At 50.9% G+C, this 18920-nt stretch carries 21 protein-coding genes and 1 pseudogene; 18 read left to right on the forward strand and 4 right to left on the reverse strand.

The features are described from left to right. Nucleotides 1-23: 23 nt before the first annotated feature. From KNP67_RS06620 to KNP67_RS06635, 4 genes are all read left to right on the forward strand, one after another. On the forward strand, nt 24-1025 hold the full coding sequence (locus KNP67_RS06620) for a diacylglycerol kinase (protein ID WP_214756274.1): 1002 nt from the start codon (nt 24-26) through the stop codon (nt 1023-1025). Between the two features lie 96 nt (nt 1026-1121). Further along, a complete protein-coding gene (gene rlmD / locus KNP67_RS06625) occupies nt 1122-2483 on the forward strand; it encodes a 23S rRNA (uracil(1939)-C(5))-methyltransferase RlmD (protein ID WP_214756275.1) in 1362 nt (453 codons plus the stop codon). Nucleotides 2484-2559: 76 nt separating this feature from the next. Beyond that, entirely contained in the window at nt 2560-3096 is a 537-nt protein-coding gene (locus KNP67_RS06630; protein ID WP_029594956.1) for a GNAT family N-acetyltransferase, read from the forward strand. Between the two features lie 36 nt (nt 3097-3132). Next, nucleotides 3133-3663, forward strand: coding sequence for a DM13 domain-containing protein (locus KNP67_RS06635; RefSeq protein WP_029594957.1), 531 nt, complete (start codon nt 3133-3135; stop codon nt 3661-3663). A 104-nt stretch (nt 3664-3767) separates the two neighbouring features. On the opposite strand, the gene KNP67_RS06640 is transcribed toward KNP67_RS06635, so the two are convergent. From KNP67_RS06640 to KNP67_RS06650, 3 genes are all read right to left on the reverse strand, one after another. After that, complete coding sequence (locus KNP67_RS06640) at nt 3768-4487, reverse strand: Fic/DOC family protein (RefSeq protein WP_029594958.1); 720 nt, start codon at nt 4485-4487, stop codon at nt 3768-3770. Beyond that, entirely contained in the window at nt 4487-4675 is a 189-nt protein-coding gene (locus tag KNP67_RS15480) for an antitoxin VbhA family protein (protein ID WP_029594959.1), read from the reverse strand. The genes KNP67_RS06640 and KNP67_RS15480 overlap by 1 nt, the downstream gene beginning before the upstream one ends. 147 nt (nt 4676-4822) lie before the next feature. Continuing rightward, nucleotides 4823-5782: a DUF5692 family protein gene (locus KNP67_RS06650; RefSeq protein ID WP_131471914.1), complete on the reverse strand. Its 960-nt coding sequence runs from the start codon at nt 5780-5782 to the stop codon at nt 4823-4825. 217 nt (nt 5783-5999) lie between these two features. Here KNP67_RS06650 and KNP67_RS06655 point away from each other — a divergent pair, with 217 nt between their 5' ends. The 12 genes and pseudogenes from KNP67_RS06655 (at nt 6000) to KNP67_RS06715 (ending at nt 16778) form a co-directional block, all read left to right on the forward strand. Then, nucleotides 6000-6602, forward strand: a complete 603-nt coding sequence (locus KNP67_RS06655; protein WP_131471916.1) for a TetR/AcrR family transcriptional regulator — start codon at nt 6000-6002, stop codon at nt 6600-6602. A gap of 95 nt (nt 6603-6697) precedes the next feature. Beyond that, nucleotides 6698-7705: a tRNA dihydrouridine synthase gene (locus KNP67_RS06660; protein WP_214717982.1), complete on the forward strand. Its 1008-nt coding sequence runs from the start codon at nt 6698-6700 to the stop codon at nt 7703-7705. Between the two features lie 122 nt (nt 7706-7827). After that, nucleotides 7828-8154: a PadR family transcriptional regulator gene (locus tag KNP67_RS06665; protein WP_021066498.1), complete on the forward strand. Its 327-nt coding sequence runs from the start codon at nt 7828-7830 to the stop codon at nt 8152-8154. Beyond that, nucleotides 8151-8681, forward strand: a complete 531-nt coding sequence (locus KNP67_RS06670) for a DUF2812 domain-containing protein (protein WP_214756277.1) — start codon at nt 8151-8153, stop codon at nt 8679-8681. The genes KNP67_RS06665 and KNP67_RS06670 overlap by 4 nt, the downstream gene beginning before the upstream one ends. 24 nt (nt 8682-8705) lie before the next feature. Further along, entirely contained in the window at nt 8706-9197 is a 492-nt protein-coding gene (locus KNP67_RS06675) for a hypothetical protein (protein ID WP_214756279.1), read from the forward strand. A gap of 96 nt (nt 9198-9293) precedes the next feature. Beyond that, nucleotides 9294-9974: a response regulator transcription factor gene (locus KNP67_RS06680; RefSeq protein WP_214756280.1), complete on the forward strand. Its 681-nt coding sequence runs from the start codon at nt 9294-9296 to the stop codon at nt 9972-9974. A gap of 1 nt (nt 9975) precedes the next feature. Then, nucleotides 9976-10980 carry a sensor histidine kinase gene (locus KNP67_RS06685; RefSeq protein WP_214756281.1) on the forward strand — a complete coding sequence of 335 codons (1005 nt, stop codon included), beginning with the start codon at nt 9976-9978 and terminating at the stop codon, nt 10978-10980. A gap of 85 nt (nt 10981-11065) precedes the next feature. Further along, a complete protein-coding gene (locus KNP67_RS06690) occupies nt 11066-11749 on the forward strand; it encodes an ABC transporter ATP-binding protein (RefSeq protein ID WP_131485136.1) in 684 nt (227 codons plus the stop codon). Then, nucleotides 11746-14316: an ABC transporter permease gene (locus tag KNP67_RS06695; protein ID WP_214756282.1), complete on the forward strand. Its 2571-nt coding sequence runs from the start codon at nt 11746-11748 to the stop codon at nt 14314-14316. The genes KNP67_RS06690 and KNP67_RS06695 overlap by 4 nt, the downstream gene beginning before the upstream one ends. A gap of 148 nt (nt 14317-14464) precedes the next feature. Next, nucleotides 14465-15550: pseudogene (locus KNP67_RS15375) on the forward strand (glycoside hydrolase family 5 protein). 82 nt (nt 15551-15632) lie between these two features. Further along, a complete protein-coding gene (locus KNP67_RS06710; RefSeq protein ID WP_214756284.1) occupies nt 15633-16142 on the forward strand; it encodes a HEAT repeat domain-containing protein in 510 nt (169 codons plus the stop codon). A 57-nt stretch (nt 16143-16199) separates the two neighbouring features. Next, the gene (locus KNP67_RS06715; protein WP_214756285.1) at nt 16200-16778 is read left to right on the forward strand and encodes an RNA polymerase sigma factor; all 579 of its coding nucleotides are present in this window, start codon (nt 16200-16202) and stop codon (nt 16776-16778) included. Here the strand turns inward: KNP67_RS06715 and KNP67_RS06720 are convergent. Then, nucleotides 16711-17844, reverse strand: coding sequence for an RNA-guided endonuclease TnpB family protein (locus KNP67_RS06720; RefSeq protein WP_214756286.1), 1134 nt, complete (start codon nt 17842-17844; stop codon nt 16711-16713). The two genes, KNP67_RS06715 and KNP67_RS06720, sit on opposite strands and share 68 nt — an antisense overlap. A gap of 185 nt (nt 17845-18029) precedes the next feature. Between KNP67_RS06720 and KNP67_RS06725 the strand changes: the two genes are divergently transcribed. After that, on the forward strand, nt 18030-18167 hold the full coding sequence (locus KNP67_RS06725; protein ID WP_214756287.1) for a hypothetical protein: 138 nt from the start codon (nt 18030-18032) through the stop codon (nt 18165-18167). After that, entirely contained in the window at nt 18164-18907 is a 744-nt protein-coding gene (locus tag KNP67_RS06730) for a hypothetical protein (protein WP_214756288.1), read from the forward strand. The genes KNP67_RS06725 and KNP67_RS06730 overlap by 4 nt, the downstream gene beginning before the upstream one ends. Nucleotides 18908-18920 lie beyond the last annotated feature (13 nt).

The raw sequence follows: 18920 nt of genomic DNA on the forward strand, positions 1-18920 counted from the left end.
CTTGAGCATGGGGAGAGAATAGTATGCAACGAAAACGCGCACGGGTCATCTATAACCCGACATCTGGAAAAGAAGTGATCAAACGGGAACTCCCGTACATTTTGAACCGCCTCGAGGATGCGGGTTATGAGACGTCGACGTACGCGACGAAAGCGATCGGCGACGCGACGCTCGAGGCCGTTCGAGCCGCGGAGGCCGATTTCGACTTGATTATCGCGGCGGGTGGGGACGGGACGCTGAACGAGGTTATCTCGGGACTCGCCCCGCTCGACACGCGTCCGACAATCGGGCTCATCCCGGTCGGAACGACGAACGACTTTGCCCGGGCGATGCGGATTCCGCTCAACGTCGTCGGTGCCCTCGACGTCATCTGTGACGGCTTCGAGATGCCGGTCGACCTCGGTGAGATTGAAGGGGAGAAAGGCGACATCCATTACTTCATCAATATCGCCGGGGGCGGCATCATGACGGAGCTGTCGTACGAGGTGCCGTCGAAACTGAAGACGGCACTCGGTCAGCTCGCCTATTACGTCAAAGGGATGGAGAAGCTTCCACTCATCAAGCCGACGTATATCGAGCTCGAGCACGACGAGGGCACGTTCAGCGGCGAAGTCATGATCTTTCTCACGTCGAATTCGAACTCGGTCGGTGGCTTTGAGAAGATTTCACCACACGCCTCACTGAACGATGGTCTATTCGACTTGTTCATCTTGCGCAAGTGTAACTTGTTCGAGTTCATCCACGTCGTCGGTTTGTTGCTCCGTGGTGAGCATTTGTCGAGTCCGCTCGTCGAGCACGTCAAGACGGGACGCGTCAAGATGAAGACGACGACGGAACGGATGAGCCTCAATATCGATGGCGAATACGGCGGCGAATGCACGGGCGAGATGCGGAACTTGTTCCGTCACTTGACGGTGCTCGCACCGAACGCGCGCATCCGTGAGATGGAAGACTTGAACGCCCAGTATGAACGCGAACAGATGATCAAACAGCTGTTCAACGTGTCAAACGAGAAAGCAGAATGATTCGGCTCGGCGTGGCGCACACGCCGAGCTTTTCGTTCGCTTGGAACGGGTATGAACCAATACACACTATTTTTTGAATCGGGAAAGGAGAGACTCATGTTACCAGTCCAAAAAAATGACCGTCTCGACGTCCACATCCACGACCTCACACACGAAGGCGCGGGCGTGGCACGCGTCGACGGTTATACGTTGTTCGTCCCGAACGCACTTCCGGGAGAGACCGTGGAGATCGTCGTGACGAAGACGAATAAACAGTACGGGTTCGCCCGCTTGCTCGATGTGAAAGAAGCGAGTGCGGACCGCGTTGAGCCACCGTGCCCGATTTTCTATCAGTGCGGGGGCTGTCAGCTCCAACACTTCAGCTATGACGGCCAACTCCGCCAAAAGCGGGATCGTGTCGTCGATGCATTGAAGAGACTTGGCCAATTCGATGTGCCTGTCCACGAGACGGTCGGCATGCCGGAGCCATGGCGTTATCGCAACAAGGCGCAAGTGCCGTTCAAAAACGAGGCGGGTCGCCTCGTCGCCGGTTTCTATCGTCCACGTTCGCACGATATCGTTGAGATGAAGGAATGTCTCATCCAAGACGAGCGCAACGATGAGGCCGTCCAAGTCGTCCGTGACGTGCTCGCAACGCACGGTGTGCCGGCGTACGATGAGAAGACCGGGCGCGGCGTCATCCGCCACGTCATGGCCCGTTACGGGTATCATTCGGGTGAATTGATGATCGTCCTCATCACGAAGACGACGAAAATCAAAGGTGTGAACGAGATCGTCGCCGACATCTTGAAGCGTCTCCCGGACGTGACGTCGATCATGCAAAACGTCAACCCGGACAAGACGAACGTCATCTTAGGGTCGACGAATAAATTGTTATATGGCCATGAGACGATTGAGGACAAGATCGGTGGACTGACGTTCACGATTTCCCCGCACTCGTTCTTCCAAGTCAACCCGGTCCAGACGGAGAAGCTATACGGCAAGGCGCTCGAATACGCGCAACTCACCGGGACCGAGCAAGTCGTCGACGCCTATTGCGGCATCGGGACGATCAGTCTGTTCCTTGCCCGGAAAGCGGCGCACGTATACGGCGTCGAAGTCGTACCGGAAGCGATTGAGGACGCGAAACAGAACGCGCTCGTCAACGAAATCGACAACGTGACGTACGCGTGCGGCGCGGCCGAAGATGTGCTTCCAAAGTGGAAGCAGGATGGCATCAATCCGGACGTCATCGTCGTCGATCCACCACGTAAAGGTTGTGCCGAGTCGTTCCTCGAGACGATGGTCGAGATGGCACCGAAGCGGATTGTCTACGTGTCGTGTAACGTCGCGACGCAGGCGCGCGATATACGTTACCTCGCCGACCGTGGCTACCGACTCGTTGAAGTCACACCGGTCGACATGTTCCCGCATACGGCGCATGTGGAGACGGTGGCGTGGTTAGAGAAAGTGGAATAAGATGAATACAGATGAACCTTCGATTTTGTTTGAAATCGGAGGTTTTTTTAGGATCAAGACGATAAGGAGCGTGTGGATGAAGATTCAGCGTTATGTAGAGTTAGAACTTGATGAGACATTGAGTAATGAAATCAGTGAGTTGTTGGTGGTGTCATTTGAACCGCTCTATCCGAATCGTCGATATTTCAAGCAATTGCCTCACCTCCGTCTTCTCGCTTTTGGGGACGAAGGTCAAGTCGTTGGTCATGTCGGACTAGACTATCGAGTGATGAATTTGAACGGGGAACCGATTCAAGTTCTTGGTGTGATTGATTTATGCGTCAAAAAAGAGATGCAGGGCGACGGTATTGGTAAGGCGTTATTGGATGAGGTCATTGGTGTAGGAGAGACGAATCAAGTCGATTTCCTCTTATTGTTTGCGGACCGACCTGATCTTTATTTACGAGCGGGATTCAACCATGTCAACAACACGTGTACGTGGCTCAAAATCGACGATGAACGGCAGATGACACGTGGAATTGGGGAAGCATCCTTTGATGAGTTGATGATTCGGCCTGTAGGGAATAAAGCATGGTCGGACGGTCATTTGGATTTAGTAGGTTACTTGTACTGAGAACTGAAGATTTTCTCATGAAAAGGAGTGAAGAGGATGCGAAACGTGACAAAAGTGATCCTAGGTATAGTGGGAGTAGCCGTCCTGTTGATTGGGTGGTGGCTCATTTCTCCTATTTTCTTGGACGAGACGGTTGATGAGGGACTTCCGCCGACGTCAATTGACGCAACTGTAGACGAGGAGGGCGAAGCCGAGGAAGCGACGGAACCCCCGTCGTCTGAGGATGACGGCACCGCTAAGGAGTTTGCCGACTTGGCAGGAGTGTTCATGGATGGAGAAAAGAACTATGAAACGTCAGGGAACATTCAAACGATCCGTGCAGAAGACGGCGTGTACCTGCGCTTCGAAGATTTCCAAACGACAAATGGGCCCGACTTGTTCGTCTATTTGATTCAGCCGGAGATGGAGACGACAGAAGGAATTCGTCTAGGCGCATTAAAGGGCAATACCGGGAACCAAAATTATTTGATTCCTGAAGATGTTGATTTCACGCAATACACGACCGTCGTGATCTGGTGTCGGGCGTTCGATGCAACGTTTGGTACGGGAGAGTTAAGTCCACAATAACGCGAATACATTAAAAGTTAAGGCCTTCATCTAATGACATAAGAAAAACAACAACCTTAGTGTGACCGATGAACGGTTTCTCTAAGGTTGTCTGTTTTTTTGAATTATGATTCATGAGGGTCTGTAGAGAACGGATTCTCTTCGTAACTAGAAACGTTATATGAACCAATTGTGCGATACTTTTCAGAAGAAGCGTCACTATCTGACAAGCTATTAGAGACATCAATAGATAAAGCATCATTTATGATTTTGTATAAATAGGTCGGATCTGGCACTTCATTGATGGCAGCCATGACGAGGGCATTTCTAAGGTAACCAGCGTTATTAGAAAGCAATTCTGCATTAAAAGACAAATTATGATGTTGAGCGAAAAGTTTCATGAAAACAGAAACGGTACGGGTATTCCCTTCGCGAAAAGGATGAACCCGCCACAAATCTGTCATTAGCTTAGCGAAATAGATGGGCAGTCGTATATTTTGATGGGTCCATGTGATTTTTTGTTTCCAATCAAAGATAGATGCTAAGTCCGTTTGAATCTGCAAAGAATCACTGTAAATCACAGATATACCGCCCAAAATTCGCTCATTTTTATAGATATTGATTGAGCGAAAATCGCCGGCCCATTCATATAGTTCGTTGAATAGATGTCGATGGATTTGTTGTAGAGAATGATAACTATCGAAGTCTACTTTCGAAATGAGCGATTCGATTTCTAATAAGTTTGCAATGATAAGTTGCGCTTCAACAGTAATCAGTTGTTGCTCGTCAGTTATCCCAAGCTTATTTATAAGCACACTTGTATTGGGGTAAACGTAAGGATCCATTAGGATTGCTGTGCTTTCGCATACTGCTCCATAATGGCTTGTTTAAACTGAGCTGAAGTGATCTCGCCATTTTCATATCGACTTAGCAATTTTTGTGTGAAAGGACTTGGTTTTCCCCCATCGATTGCAGCCATACCAACTGCAAATTTCACTTGTTTTTGACGTTCGATATATGAATTCTTATCCACTTTTCTCACCCTTTTCACTTTGATCAAATTATTTACAATTATATCATACACGGAAAATCTTTTTTGAAGAGGCAACTTATTTTCAGCTGCTCTCAAAGCTATCTAAATGCACGTAACAAAAGACGGGCATTGAGGCCCGTCTTTTGTTTACAATGCTTTACCGATGACAGCTTCCCGTTCAGGAGCAGTGTCTTCGCGCATCGCATCAATTTCTTTATATTCGTTCGTATCTTTCCACAACTCATCTTTCAACGGATTGAGTTTGTATTTGACAATCCGTATCACTTGCCAGACGGCGAGGACGACGTTCAGTGCCAAACTGAGCAGGGCGATCGTCCAGTTCGCTGCCGGGTTGTATGACACACTCACATTGAACGTGCTACCGACAGCAAAGAAGTAAGGGAACGTCATGACCCACATCATCCAAAACGAAAGCGTCTGGGCACGGTTTTGCATCCATGTACCTTTTGCCCATAAGAGTACGGGCACTGTCGCAGCGATGTTCAAAGCGAAGCCTGAGTAAAAAGCGTTACCCGGTGCACATGAATAGACGTAGGCGATGTTCCAAACACCATAGGCGATAATCCATAGCTTCGTCTGGTCGGGCCAGAGCATGTCTTTCTTTTTACCAGATGTCGCGAAGATCCCGACCCAGCCGCAGATGAGGAGCAAGTTCAAAATTCCCGCGACGGCGTTCACATAGTTCCAACCGCCCGAGATGTAGTACATTCCATCGACCATCCCTTCGAATCCCATGATCCCGACTTGGAACTCTCGAACGACGGCCTCGGCGATGTTAAGTGCCAAAATACCTGGGACAAGCATCAAATACCATGGATGCTTCTTATGGTAATCGGTGAAGCGGATGACCATGTAAATCAAGCTTCCGGCCAATGCTGAATACACTTTCACCCAATGGAACCATGAGGTGATTTCAGGATCGGCGGTGAAAAACCAAATCGGGGTTAAGGCGATCGGTACGGCCATGAACATGAAGATACTTGCTTTTTTGCTAGATCGGACGATTTCATTCAACCCGATCAATAGACCGAAGACGACGAACCACATCACGACATTGTACCAAGGGATAGACTCAAAGAAGAACATACGATAACGCCCCTTTCATTTCTAAAGGATAGTGATGAAGCAACGACGAAAAGATGATGTCTTTAAACATACCGAACGTTCGTTATGTTTATGTGAAAAGTGTAACAAACTAATGAGAGCGATGTCAATACGGTTTGGTACGTCACAGGGACATGTCATAAATCAGACAAATCATTATGATATAATTAGCCATTATTACGTGAGGAGCGTCGGGCATATGATGAACGAAGGAAAACAAAAGATATTAGAAGCGGCGCGAGCGACGATTATCGAAAACGGGATTCAAGGTACGACGCTTCGAGGAATCGCAAAAAAAGCAGGCTTTAGCACGGGCGCGATCTATCATTATTACAGTTCGAAAGAGGCTATTCTGTATGACGTGATGGACGAAGGATTAGGTGAGATTCGACGAATCGCGACCATCTCGATTGAAGATAAGAAAGAGGCCCGCGAAATCATTCAAGAAATCTTTGATGGGATGCAAGACCGACTCAAAAAAGATGCGGAAAGCCGTTTGCAGTTTTATTTGGCTCATGAGGCGATGCTCGGGAATGTGGAGTTACAAAATAAGTTTAAAGAAAAATACGAGGATTGGATCAATCGCGTCGAAGCTATCTTTGTGAGAGCGTACGGCGTTGAACGCGGACCCTCGACGAGAGCGGTCGCCGCGTGGACGATGGCTGCAATCGATGGGATGGTGCTCCAAACGCTGTTGAATGTTCAAGTTGTCGAATCTGAGCACACGAATCGTATATTAGAGTATTTGCTGCAGGACGGATTTGCTCACTTCTTTAAAATCATCGAAAATGAACAAGGCTGAGCTTTTTAAAGTATTGTCAGTTGATACATTCCCGCGTCCATAATAAGATAGATGAAGTGATTTTATTGGATTGACTACGAAAGGGAATGATTTTTATGAAAGAAAACTTCTGGCGCGATCTGCCGCGTCCATTCTTTATACTTGCCCCGATGGAAGACGTGACCGATGTCGTCTTCCGCCATGTCGTCGCCCATGCCGGCCGACCTGACGTCTTTTTCACCGAGTTCGCGAACTCGGACAGCTATTGCCATCCAGAAGGGAAAGGCAGCTTGCGTGGACGCTTGACGTTTACTGAGGACGAGCAGCCGATGGTCGCCCACATTTGGGGCGACAACCCGGACTACTTCCGCGAGATGAGCATCGGCATGGCCGAGATGGGCTATAAAGGCCTCGACATCAACATGGGTTGCCCGGTCCCGAACGTGGCCAAACGCGGGAAAGGGAGCGGACTCATCCTCCGTCCTGACGTCGCGGCGGAACTCATCCAAGCGGCGAAAGCCGGCGGAATCCCGGTCAGCGTCAAGACGCGTCTCGGTTTTGCGAAGCTCGACGAGTGGCGCGACTGGTTGACGCATCTCTTGAAGCAAGACATCGCCAACTTGTCGATTCACTTGCGCACACGTAACGAGATGAGTAAAGTCGATGCGCACTGGGAGATGATCCCGGATATCGTCAAACTGCGTGATGAGATCGCACCGGATACGCTCATCACGATCAACGGCGACATCCTCGACCGTCAGATGGGTCTCGAACTCGTCGAGAAGTACGGTGTCGACGGCGTCATGATCGGCCGCGGGATTTTCAAGAACCCGTTCGCGTTCGAGAAAGAGCCGCGTGAGCACTCGATGGAAGAGTACCTCGACTTGCTTCGTCTCCAACTCGACCTGCAAGACAAGTTCCAAGAAGAGGTGCCGCGTTCAATCTCGAACTTGCACCGCTTCTTCAAGATTTACGTGAAAGGGTTCCGCGGGGCGAGTGACCTCCGTGTGAAGCTCATGGACACAAAATCGACAGACGAAGTGCGGGCACATCTCGATGCGTTCGTTGAGAACTATCATAGAGAAGAAGCGGCGCTTGCCGAGGCAGCATCGACAGTCGAATAATGTTTTACCGGGATTCAGTGTATACTGGGTCCCTTTTTTTCTTGTAGTCATCCACCAATTTTTAGGATATACTAATTGTATCGGAAGCCGATATATCGTTAGACGAAGTAAAGGGGACAACTATGGCACAATCAGCTGGAAGCATCGCCTTGACGGAAGCGGTTTATTACATTTTACTGTCGCTACAAATTCCTAGACACGGATACGGCATCATGCAGTTTGTACAAGAATTGAGCCACGATCGCGTTCAATTGGCGGCGGGGACCTTGTATGGGGCACTCAGCAGCCTGGTAGAAAAGGGATGGATTGAGGCGGTCGAAGGAGCAAGCGGACGAAAGAAGGAGTATGTCATCACCATAGATGGACAATCAGTGCTCGAAGCCGAACTCCTTCGACTTGAAGAGCTCGTCGCAAACGGGAAACAGTGGATTGGAGCAAACCGATCATGAAAACAAAAACAGTTTATCGTGTATATGTCGATTATGAAAAAGAAGAGCTATGGTTGAATAAAATGGCGGCACAAGGATGGTTTCTCGAACAATTTAAGTTAGGTCGTTATGAGTTTAGGCAGGGGAATCCGAATGAGTACACGTATCGGATTGAGTTACTTGAAGAATTGCCTAACAGCCCGAAGTCAGATGCTTACTTTGAGTTATTAGAGGAGATGGGAATTACGATTGTGGCGACCTCGTATCGTTGGATTTACTTAAAAAAACGAACTGAGGAAGGTCCGTTCCAGCTCTATTCGGATATTGATTCGAAAATTCGTCATGAAAAACGTATCTATCAACTATATAGTTTTGTGCTGTATCTCAACTTATTTGTGACATTTCTTAATATAGCGAACGATGCCGTCCCGTTCATATGGATTTTGAATTTCACTGTAAGTGTACTGTTTATTGTATTCGTGGTGAAACAATATCGAAAACTAGTAAAGTTGAAAGAAAAACGACAGCTGGTCGAGCGTGATGTATAAATTAAAACATGAGGAGGTTTTTACATGAGTGAATTCCAATTTATAACGAGCGACCGGCCGCTGAAAGAAGTCGAAAATCCGTACATCAAGTTCTTATCCATCAACGAGGCCATCAAAAAAGGTGTCATCTTACCTGACATGCTCACAGACGACGAAGACCTCGATCGTGACGAAAAGATATTGATGAACGTCGAGTCGGAAGAGCAGCTCGACGAGATCGAGATCAAGCGAGACTTGTACTATGACGTGGAGAACGTTGAGGCGTACTCGGAAAAACCGCACGTCGTGGAGTTGCGTTGGCGCTATTCCGATGCGAGAGCCGAACAGCTCGTTGAGTATATAACCGACCACTTGAAGACAGCGGGTGAAGTCGAAATCTGGAAAGTATGGATCGATGAACAGACGGCACCAAACGTTCAATCCATCACGCTCGACGAGTTGACGACTGATGCGCTGCGATTTTTAGGTGCAGTCGGGTTCGATCGGCCGAAATGCCTTCGCGTGACAAAAGCATAACCTGACCGAACGAGATGTCTCGTTCGGTTTTTTGTTTTGTCTCCTCACTTGAAAAAGACTGCTATATTATGAGGAGAAGAGTCAGGAGGGAATCAGATGCACATTTTAATCGTGGAAGACGACCGGACAATCGCCTCCGGTCTCCAATATTCGCTCGAACAAGAACAATTCACGACGACGTTGTGCCAGAACGTGGCCGACGCCACACGTTTGATCGAGCAACAGTTACATACGATCGATCTGTGTCTATTCGACTTGTCGTTGCCGGACGGGAGCGGCTATGACTTGTGTCGGCTCGTAAAACAAAAACAGGACATACCTGTCATCTTTTTGACAGCGTTCGATGATGAAGTGAACGTCGTCATGGGACTCGATATGGGGGCGGACGACTACATCACGAAACCATTCCGGGTCCGTGAACTCATCTCACGGATTCACTCGGTATTGCGCCGCTACAATAAACAGGCGAGTTCGCCAATTCTGACGATCGGGTCGGTCGAAATCAACACGCAGGACGCCAAAGTCACAAAGGATGGGAGCGAGATTTTATTGACGGCGCTTGAATACCGCTTATTGCTCATCTTCGGCAGACATACAGGACAAGTGTTGTCCCGAGCCCAGCTGCTCGACCAGATTTGGGACATGGGTGGGGACTTCGTGAATGACAATACGTTGACCGTCTACATCAAACGGTTACGCGAGAAGCTCGAAGACGACCCGCAACGGCCGACGTTGATTAAGACGGTTCGCGGGATTGGCTATAAGGTGGAACGCTGACATGTTGCGCAATCGAGAAATCCGTATCTATTTAGTCAGTCTGTTGCTGCTGATTGGGGTGGCTTCTATCATCGCATCTTTGTTCCTATCGATGGAGGCCGTCATTCTCGTCCTCCTTTTGTCGGTCGCGTTCTTGATCGTGACATATCGGTTCACGACGTGGCGCTATCGGGAAATCAATCAGCTGTCGAGTTACCTGCAAGAGATCAGCAACGGCAATTATAAACTCGATGTCCGCGACAACCGTGAAGGCGAGCTCAGTCTATTGAAGAGCCAAATCTATAAAGTGACGAAGATGCTGTCCGAGCAAGGGACGCATCTCGAAGAGGACAAGCAGAAGTTGACGGATGCCATCTCCGACATCTCCCATCAGCTGAAAACCCCGCTCACCTCGATGACCGTCATGGCGGACTTGCTCAGTGACCCACGGCTGTCAGATGACAAGCGTCAAGAGTTCACGCATAACGTACAAGTGCAGCTCGAGCGGATGGAATGGCTCGTCTCGTCACTGCTCAAGCTGTCTAAAATCGATGCCGGGACGATTCATTTCAAACGGGAACCGGTGTCCGTCCCCGTGCTCGTTCAAGCCGTGACGGAACCGATGCTTGTGCCAATCGATATTAAAATGCAGCGGCTTCAGATTACGGGTGAGCGTGATGTCACGTTCGAAGGCGACTTGAAGTGGACGACCGAGGCGCTCATCAACATCTTGAAAAATTGCGTCGAACATACACCGGAAGAAGGGGAGCTGTTCATCAAATTTAGCGAGAACACACTGTACACGGAAATCGTCATTCGCGACACGGGGAGCGGCATCGCCAAACAAGACATCCCGTATATTTTCCAACGTTTTTATAAGGGTATGAATGCGAGTGACGACAGCGTCGGCATCGGGCTTGCCATGGCCCACAGCATCATCACAAGCCAACAAGGTGAACTGACCGTCCGCAGTGAACGTGGAGCCGGGACCGCGTTTCAAATTCGATTCTACAAAGCAATCGTCTAAGTGACGAAACAGTCACTTTCGAGTCACGGACGTGTCACACTCGCTCGGTACACTCAAAGTAGATCAAGTACTGGAGGGTGCAAACATGAACATATTAGAAGTGCAACACTTATCGAAAGTATACGGAAAAGACGAGATGGAAGTGCGGGCGCTCGATGACGTGTCGTTCACCGTCAAAAAAGGCGAGTTCGTCTGTATCGTCGGACCGTCGGGCTCGGGGAAGTCGACGTTGTTACATTTGCTCGGCGGCGTCGATGTCCCGACGAGTGGACAAGTGTTGATTGACAACACGGATATTTACAAGTTAGACGAGACACAGCTCGCCATCTTCCGCCGCCGTCAAATCGGTTTGATTTATCAGTTTTACAACTTAATCCCGATTTTGACGGTCGAGGAGAACATCACACTACCGATGTTGTTGGACGAACAAAAAGTCGACGCCGCCCATTTAGAGCGCATCATTGGCATCCTTGGGCTGTCGAACCGGATGACGCACCTGCCGAACCAACTGTCTGGCGGGCAGCAACAACGCGTCTCCATCGGCCGGGCACTCATCAGCAACCCGGCCATCATCTTGGCGGATGAGCCAACGGGAAACTTGGACAGTCAAAACAGTGAAGAAATCATGAGCCTCTTGAAACTGTTCAACAAAAAGTTCAATCAGACGCTCATCATCATCACGCATGACGAACGGATCGCCTTGCAGGCCGACCGGATCATCTCGATTGAGGATGGGAAGATTGCGAAGAACGAGGTCGTCCGCTCATGAACATCATCAATAAAATGACGCTTCGCCACTTGCGTGAAAACAAGCGGCGTTCGCTCGTCACCATCATCGGGGTCATCATCTCGGTGGCGATGATCACGGCTGTGACGACACTCGGTTCATCGTTCTTAGACTTGATGATTCGTCAAGACATCGCGGACAACGGGGAATGGCACGTCCAATACATCAACACGAATGAGGAGCAGGTCGAGGCAATTCGAAATGATGCATCGACGAAGGACGTCATCCTTTCAAGTGACGGCTATGCAGAATTAAAGAATTCACAAAATGCCTATAAACCGTACTTATACGTCCGGAACTATAACACGTCAGGGCTCAAGAACTTTCCCGTCGACTTGACGGAGGGACGCTTGCCAAACAAAGAAGGCGAAGTCGTTATTTCTGAGGCCATCCGTCAAAATGCGCAAGTCACGTACAATATCGGGGATGAATTGACGATTGAGATCGGTGAGCGCATGGACGAATCATCAGGTCGCGTATTAACCCAAAACGATGGCTTGATCCGTGACGGGGAGACGATGCTTGAACAGTTGAAAATCGAGGATACGGTGACGTTGACCGTCGTCGGCACGATGACGCGCCCAGCCTGGGAGCCGACTTGGTCGCCGGGCTATACGGTCGTCGGATACATTGACGACAAAGCGTTGAACGGTGCGATCGTCGATACGTTCGTCGCCTTGAACGACGTGAACGGCTCGATCTATGAGGATACGAAACAAGTGATGAACGAACAGAAGATTGAAGGGGTCGCTTATAACTCATCGTTGCTCCGCTATTATGGGGTGACGGATGATGACGGCTTGCGCAAGACGCTGTACGGGTTCGGTGGCATCATCATGGCGGTTATCGTCATCGGCTCGATTTCGCTCATTTATAACGCTTTTGCCATCAGCGTATCTGAGCGCTCGCGTTATCTCGGGATGCTCGCGAGTGTCGGGGCGACGAAACGGCAAAAACGAAACTCGGTCTTCTTTGAAGGACTGATCATCGGAGGGATTAGCATCCCAATCGGTATCATCGCCGGGGTGACCGGAATCGGGGTCACGTTCTTGTTCATCAACGCTTTTGCGGAGAAGGCGCTCAACGTGACGGAGAAGTTTGAAGTCGTCGTCACCCCGCTCACACTCCTGTTGACGATCTTCATTTCGAGCGTGACGATTTTCATCTCGTGTTATCTGCCGGCGCGCCGCGCTTCGAAGATTTCTGCGATTGACGCGATTCGTCAGACCCAGGACGTGCGACTGACGTCGAAGAACGTGAAGACGTCGAAACTCGTGCGACGGATCTTCGGATTGGAAGCGGAGATTGGGCTGAAAAACACAAAACGCAACCGGAAACGGTATTTGGCGACGGTGTTCTCGCTCGTCATCAGTATCGTGCTGTTTTTAGTCGTCAGTTACTTCACGGATCGACTCGAACAGTCACTCGAGATGTCACAAGGCACGTACGAGTTCGACATTCTCGTGAACGGGTCGAATCTCAGTAAAGATGACTTACGTCGCTATGAGACGTTGGATAATGTGACGAGTGGGACGTACTTCGAGAACACGACCGTCCAGACAATGGTCGACGAAGCACGGTTACCGAGCGCGGTCACCGAGAACGAAGACTTGGTGTCCACGTTCGTCGATGGGAAATTTGTGTACTACGTTTCTCTTTATCAATTAGATGATGAAAGTTTCGATGCGTACTTGAAGCAGATTGGTGCATCCGCCAGCAATTTTGAAGACGGAGAGATGCCGGGTGCCGTCTTGATTGATGAAGTATCGTATCAAGACGTCGACAAGAAGAAATTTGTGAACTCGAAGACGATTGAGACCGAAATTGGTGATACGCTTGAACTCCGGGACGAGAACGCAACGGACGAGACGGCACCGCTCAAAACAATTAAAATCGGCGCCATGACCGACGTCGCCCCGACCGGTGTGATGACGAGTTCACTCGGATGGCTCGATGTGATTGTCCGGGAAGGGACGTTCGAAGAGGATGCGATCGGAAAGTTGATGAAGCAATCGAGTCCATCAATCGCTTTGAACACGAGTAATCCCGAAGCGACGCAACAAGTGATTGAAGCGGAACAAAATATGGACCAATATATCTTCAACGTGTCGGAGCAACGTGAACAGCAAGAGCAAGTGTTGTTGCTGTTATCGATTTTCGTCTATGGGTTCATCGTCTTGATCTCGCTCATCTCGGTGGCGAACATTTTCAACACAATTTCGACGAGCGTTTCACTCCGCCGCCGCGAATTCGCGATGCTGCGGTCGGTCGGGATGACACCGAAAGGGTTCAACAAGATGGTTTATTATGAGAGTATTTTCTACGGCATGAAAGCATTGGCGTATGGGGTGCCGGTCAGTGTTCTGATTATGTATCTGATTTACCGGGCACAAATCAACACGTTCGAAGCAGCGTTCACGTTGCCGTGGGGCGATATTTTGTTCGTCACGGTCGTAATCTTTCTAATCGTTGGTTCTTCGATGGTGTACGCGATTTCGAAAGTGAAGTCGGATAATATCATCGATCGGTTGAAGCAAGAGAACAATTGAATCGAATTATGTGTATGTCTGAAACAATCAATCAGCAGGGACTCAGTTTATCTTTCAGACTGAGTCCCTGCTATATGTGCTTTTAGAGGATATCGACGACGAATCATCGAACACGTTATGAGCGAAGCGAGTACAAGGAGGCCGAATCATGTTACACGTAAATGGACGCCATATTGTAGACGAAGACAACAATCAAGTGCACTTCCGTGGGTTCACATTGACTGCTCTGTATTGGGAGAATCCTGAAGTCGTGACATCATTGTATCCCACAGACGATATCTACCGGAGCATGTCCGAGATGGGCGCGAACACGGTCCGATTGACGGTGCATTATCGATTGTTTGAAGACGACGCCGCGCCATTTCAATACAAACAAGACGGATTGGTGTGGCTCGATCGTCAAATTCAATTTGCCGCTTCTCACGGACTTTACGTCATCCTTTGTTTGATTTTACCGCCCGGGGGTGACTGGATGGATGAGAAACCGGAACTTGATTTCTCGTTATGGGAAGACGCGACGAAGCAAGAGCGATTCATCCGTCTATGGGAGATGCTGACGAAGCGTTATCGAGGCACCAACTTGGGTGAAGCGATTGCGGCGTTTGATTTGTTCAACGCTCCGGCGACAAATGATGGCTCTGGACAAGCTTACCGTGCCTTGGCTGTACGAACGGTCGAACGACTTCGCCGAATCGATGCCGACCGTCTGTTCATCATCGGGAAACTGTAGGGGACGAACGGCATCAATCACGACAAAGAACTCGAGACCTTCATCCAACTCGATGCGCCGAATCTGATCTATGATGCCCATTTTTACGCACCGTTCCTATATACGCATCAATACGCGGACTGGGTCGGTGTGCATGGGGAAGGAGGACGTTATCCGGATTCGGACATGGCCGAGTATGCCGTCGACGGCACGGAGTATCCGCGGGATATCACGTATTTGGCAAGCCGTCTCGAGCACTTGATCCGGTTTCGAGAGCAACATGACGTTCCCATCCTCGTCAGTGAGTTCGGGTTGATTCATCATTGTTTTGAGAATGAGCGGGGTGGATTAGCATATGTGCGTGACGTCGTGCAGTTGCTTCGTCAACATGAGATTGGCTACACGTATTGGGATTTTCAGTCACCTGTCATGGGTGTGTATTTAAGTGATGCGCGTGAACCGATGCGAGCGAAGCGGGAGCAACCAGGTTTGGCTTCGTTGCTGTTTCCAGTCGAGCATAAATAATGACAATTGAAGTAGAATGCGGGATTCAGTATGTGCTAAGTCCCGTTTTTTGTAAAATGAGAGAGAAGAAAGAGGTGGGAGGATGGACATCCGAGAAGTATTGAGTGGTGGGGATTTGCGCTCAGTCGGACATGTTGATGCGGTCGTCGAATTTGTCGGAAACGACCCGGACCGATTCAGCGAATTGATGACCTGTTCGACCGATGACCGTCCCGTCGTTCGGATGCGGAGCGCAGACGCGATGGAGAAAGTGACGCGTCATCATCCGGAACTGCTGCAAGCGCATCAGTCGTCCTTATTCCAGCAACTACAGATTGCCACCCAACAAGAAGTGAGGTGGCACTTGGCCCAACTCATGCCACGGATGACGTGGACGGAGGAAGAGGCGGCTGACATCGCTCATGTGCTCAGCGATTGGATTGACACGGAGACGAGCAACATCGTCATCGTCAACGCTCTGCAGGCGATATTCGACTTGAGCGCCGTGCATCCCCGGTTCCGTGACGAACTGAAAGCCTTGCTCGAGTCACAATTTGAGACGGGCAGTCCGGCTGTGAAGAGCCGCTCCAAAAAACTTTTACAGAAGTTGTGACCGATGAACTACATTTCCGGTCTATAAAGATGTAAGTACATCGAGAGGGGGGTTCGATTGGACGATCAAGCAATCATCGATTTGTATTGGGGGCGTTGGGAGTGGGCGATTGAGGCGACGGCACAAAAGTACGGGGGCTGCTGTCATACGATTGCCTATAACATTTTGCATAGCCGAGAGGACGCGGACGAGTGCGTCAATGACACGTACATGAAAGCGTGGCAAGCGATTCCGCCGACACGTCCAGCACGGCTCGCTGGCTATTTGGCGAAGCTGGTCCGGAACGTCTCGTTAAATATGTATGAGAAGGCGAACGCCAAGAAGCGAGGAGCCGGACAAGTCCCGCTCATCGTCAGTGAGCTCGAGCACTGTCTCGCCTCCTCTGTCGTGACCGACTCGGAAATCGTCGAGTTGCTGAACGAATTTTTGGCCCGGTTGTCGCAAGAGGCCCGACAAATCTTTATGGGGCGTTACTTTCACTTTCAGTCGAGTGAACTACTCACCACTTATTTGCTTCGCGACCTGAAGTGGGAGCTTCTTGGGAAGACCGTGCTTCGACCAGCCACGGTTATGGGCCAAGCTCGTCGGGCAGTCCCTGCCCTGAGGTGTTTCGGTCGGCGAGGCGCAACAGGTTGAGGCTCGCGTTGACGTCGCGGTCGTGGTGTGCGCCGCACGCGACACACGTCCACTCGCGGATGTCCAGCCCCTTCTTGCCGCCGTTCTCGCCACAGCTCGAACAGACCTGGGTCGAGGCGAACCACGGGTCGGCCTTGATCAGCGTTCGTCCGTGGGACCTACATTTATATTCGAGCTGCCGGACGAACTCGCCCCATCCGGCGTCCCCGATCGATTTCGCCAGGCGGCGGTCTTGCATCATCTCCCTCGTTCGGAGCGTCTCGACCACGACGACTTGGTTCTCGTCGACGATGTGTCGCGACAGCTTGTGGAGGAAGTCATGTCGGCGGTTCTTGACCTGCTCATGCTTCTTCGCGAGGAGGAGCCGGGTTTTCTCGCGGTTCCGGCTGCCGGGCTTCTTGCGGGAGAGCGCTCGCTGCGCTTGTTTCAACCGTCCCTCTGCCTTTCGCAGATTGCGCGGGTTCGGAATCTTCTCTGTGACGAACGCGTCGTTCGTCATGACGGCGAAATAGCCGAGACCGAGGTCGATTCCGACCTTGTGCTCGGCCGGGACCCACGGCTCGTCGTCCTGCTCGACGAGGAGCGACACGAAGAACGTGCCCGACCGTGTCATCGACACGGTCGCGGAGCGGATCTCGCCGTCGAAACTGCGGTGCTGTGTGAACCGGATGAACCCGACCTTCGGGAGCCGTACGCGGTCTTCCTCGATACGGATCGTGCCGTGCTGGTTGTTCGTCGTGTAAGAGGCGCGCGCCTTCCGTCTCGACTTGAACACCGGGAAGCCGGCCGTCCCGGCGAAGAATTTTGCGAACGCTGTGTCGAGGTGCAGCTTCGCGTTCGCGAGCGCGAGGCTGTCCGCCTCACAGAGGAACGGGAACAGCGGCTTGTAGGAGGCCGGTGTCGGCGGCTTTCGCTTCGGCCCGCCGCTCACCTTCGCCTCCTCGTGGATGGCGATGCGGTCCTCGAGCAGCTTGTTGTAGATGAAGCGGGCGCAGCCGATCGTCCGGATCAGGAACTCGGCCTGTGCCGCCGTCGGGTGGAGCCGGTATTTATATCCTTTCAGCATGTCCGTCCCTCCTCCGCCGGTCTCAGGATCATCCTCGTCCCATTCCGATACCCGCGGAGGGGGCGAGGAAATCTGACGGAATCACGAACTTTTGTTCGTCGTTCCGTCACAGCGGTGACCGAGGGCGTCGGGGACGGGCGATTCATCTCACACCTACACTGGGCCATGCCCCGAGACGCTTGGAGGTGGGAGAATTCTCGCCTAAATCAGTTAAAGATATCGCGAAGATGCGCCACGTGAGCGAGAGCAAGGTGAAAATGGTGCTGCTTCGGACTCGGAACGACTTGAAGCAAGTGCTCGAAGCGGAAGGGGTGGCGCTATGAGCGGAGATCGGCTCACACGTTTGATGGGGGACGTCGATGACCGTTTCGTCGAGGAATCGATGGAAGTCGAGGATAAGAAAAGAAGACATTGGCGTTGGATTGGCGGGCTCATCGCAGCCGCGGCTGTCACACTCTTCGCCGTGACATGGGACGGCTTCAAAGAATTGATTCCGCTGTCGGACAGCTCGAGCAATATGTCGGTCGCATATATCGATGAAGAGGACATCGACGTCGGGATGTCGTCGGCAAACCTTGCCGAGATGAGTGAGGACGAGCTGTTCTCGAAATGGGATCCTGCGGTGGTACGGGGCGTCGTGAAGCGGATTGACCACATCGAGCTCGACTTCAACGGACAAGAGGAATATCAATCGATTGTGACGATTGCCGTGACAGACGTCTATCGGGGCGAGATCGAGCCAGGCAGCACGATTCAAGTCCTCACGGTTGCCGGTGTCGGTTCTGAAGTGCTTCAGTCGGATGCGGATGTCATCTCTGAACTTCGTCTCGGCATGGAAGGGATTTTTATGCCGAGACGGCATGATGCTTCCCACGTCTGGTCACAAAACGGGGCCACGCTTCAAGTGATGGACGTGAGTGATTACGGATTTCCAGACGGTGAGCGGTACATGTTCTTGAACACGGACGAAGGTCTCGTCTTCAGTCGAGATGCCTATCCGTCGCTACGTGGCGCTGAAACACTTGATGACATAGAGGCGTTCATGACGGAACGGTTCCGTTAACGGGAAGGGGATA

Source organism: Exiguobacterium sp. s157 (assembly GCF_018618205.1).
Lineage (GTDB): Bacteria > Bacillota > Bacilli > Exiguobacteriales > Exiguobacteriaceae > Exiguobacterium > Exiguobacterium chiriqhucha.

What these genes read in the sequence shown, in the direction of transcription:
- rlmD (WP_214756275.1), top strand. Translation starts at nt 1,122, where the DNA reads ATGTTACCAGTCCAAAAAAATGACCGTCTCGACGTCCACATCCACGAC.
- KNP67_RS06670 (WP_214756277.1), top strand. Translation starts at nt 8,151, where the DNA reads ATGAAAACAAAAACAGTTTATCGTGTATATGTCGATTATGAAAAAGAA.
- KNP67_RS06730 (WP_214756288.1), top strand. Translation starts at nt 18,164, where the DNA reads ATGAGCGGAGATCGGCTCACACGTTTGATGGGGGACGTCGATGACCGT.
- KNP67_RS06675 (WP_214756279.1), top strand. Translation starts at nt 8,706, where the DNA reads ATGAGTGAATTCCAATTTATAACGAGCGACCGGCCGCTGAAAGAAGTC.
- KNP67_RS06690 (WP_131485136.1), top strand. Translation starts at nt 11,066, where the DNA reads ATGAACATATTAGAAGTGCAACACTTATCGAAAGTATACGGAAAAGAC.
- KNP67_RS06640 (WP_029594958.1), bottom strand. Translation starts at nt 4,487, where the DNA reads ATGGATCCTTACGTTTACCCCAATACAAGTGTGCTTATAAATAAGCTT.
- KNP67_RS06695 (WP_214756282.1), top strand. Translation starts at nt 11,746, where the DNA reads ATGAACATCATCAATAAAATGACGCTTCGCCACTTGCGTGAAAACAAG.
- KNP67_RS06620 (WP_214756274.1), top strand. Translation starts at nt 24, where the DNA reads ATGCAACGAAAACGCGCACGGGTCATCTATAACCCGACATCTGGAAAA.
- KNP67_RS06630 (WP_029594956.1), top strand. Translation starts at nt 2,560, where the DNA reads ATGAAGATTCAGCGTTATGTAGAGTTAGAACTTGATGAGACATTGAGT.
- KNP67_RS06655 (WP_131471916.1), top strand. Translation starts at nt 6,000, where the DNA reads ATGATGAACGAAGGAAAACAAAAGATATTAGAAGCGGCGCGAGCGACG.
- KNP67_RS06685 (WP_214756281.1), top strand. Translation starts at nt 9,976, where the DNA reads ATGTTGCGCAATCGAGAAATCCGTATCTATTTAGTCAGTCTGTTGCTG.
- KNP67_RS06635 (WP_029594957.1), top strand. Translation starts at nt 3,133, where the DNA reads ATGCGAAACGTGACAAAAGTGATCCTAGGTATAGTGGGAGTAGCCGTC.
- KNP67_RS06650 (WP_131471914.1), bottom strand. Translation starts at nt 5,782, where the DNA reads ATGTTCTTCTTTGAGTCTATCCCTTGGTACAATGTCGTGATGTGGTTC.
- KNP67_RS06720 (WP_214756286.1), bottom strand. Translation starts at nt 17,844, where the DNA reads ATGCTGAAAGGATATAAATACCGGCTCCACCCGACGGCGGCACAGGCC.
- KNP67_RS06710 (WP_214756284.1), top strand. Translation starts at nt 15,633, where the DNA reads ATGGACATCCGAGAAGTATTGAGTGGTGGGGATTTGCGCTCAGTCGGA.
- KNP67_RS06680 (WP_214756280.1), top strand. Translation starts at nt 9,294, where the DNA reads ATGCACATTTTAATCGTGGAAGACGACCGGACAATCGCCTCCGGTCTC.
- KNP67_RS06665 (WP_021066498.1), top strand. Translation starts at nt 7,828, where the DNA reads ATGGCACAATCAGCTGGAAGCATCGCCTTGACGGAAGCGGTTTATTAC.
- KNP67_RS06660 (WP_214717982.1), top strand. Translation starts at nt 6,698, where the DNA reads ATGAAAGAAAACTTCTGGCGCGATCTGCCGCGTCCATTCTTTATACTT.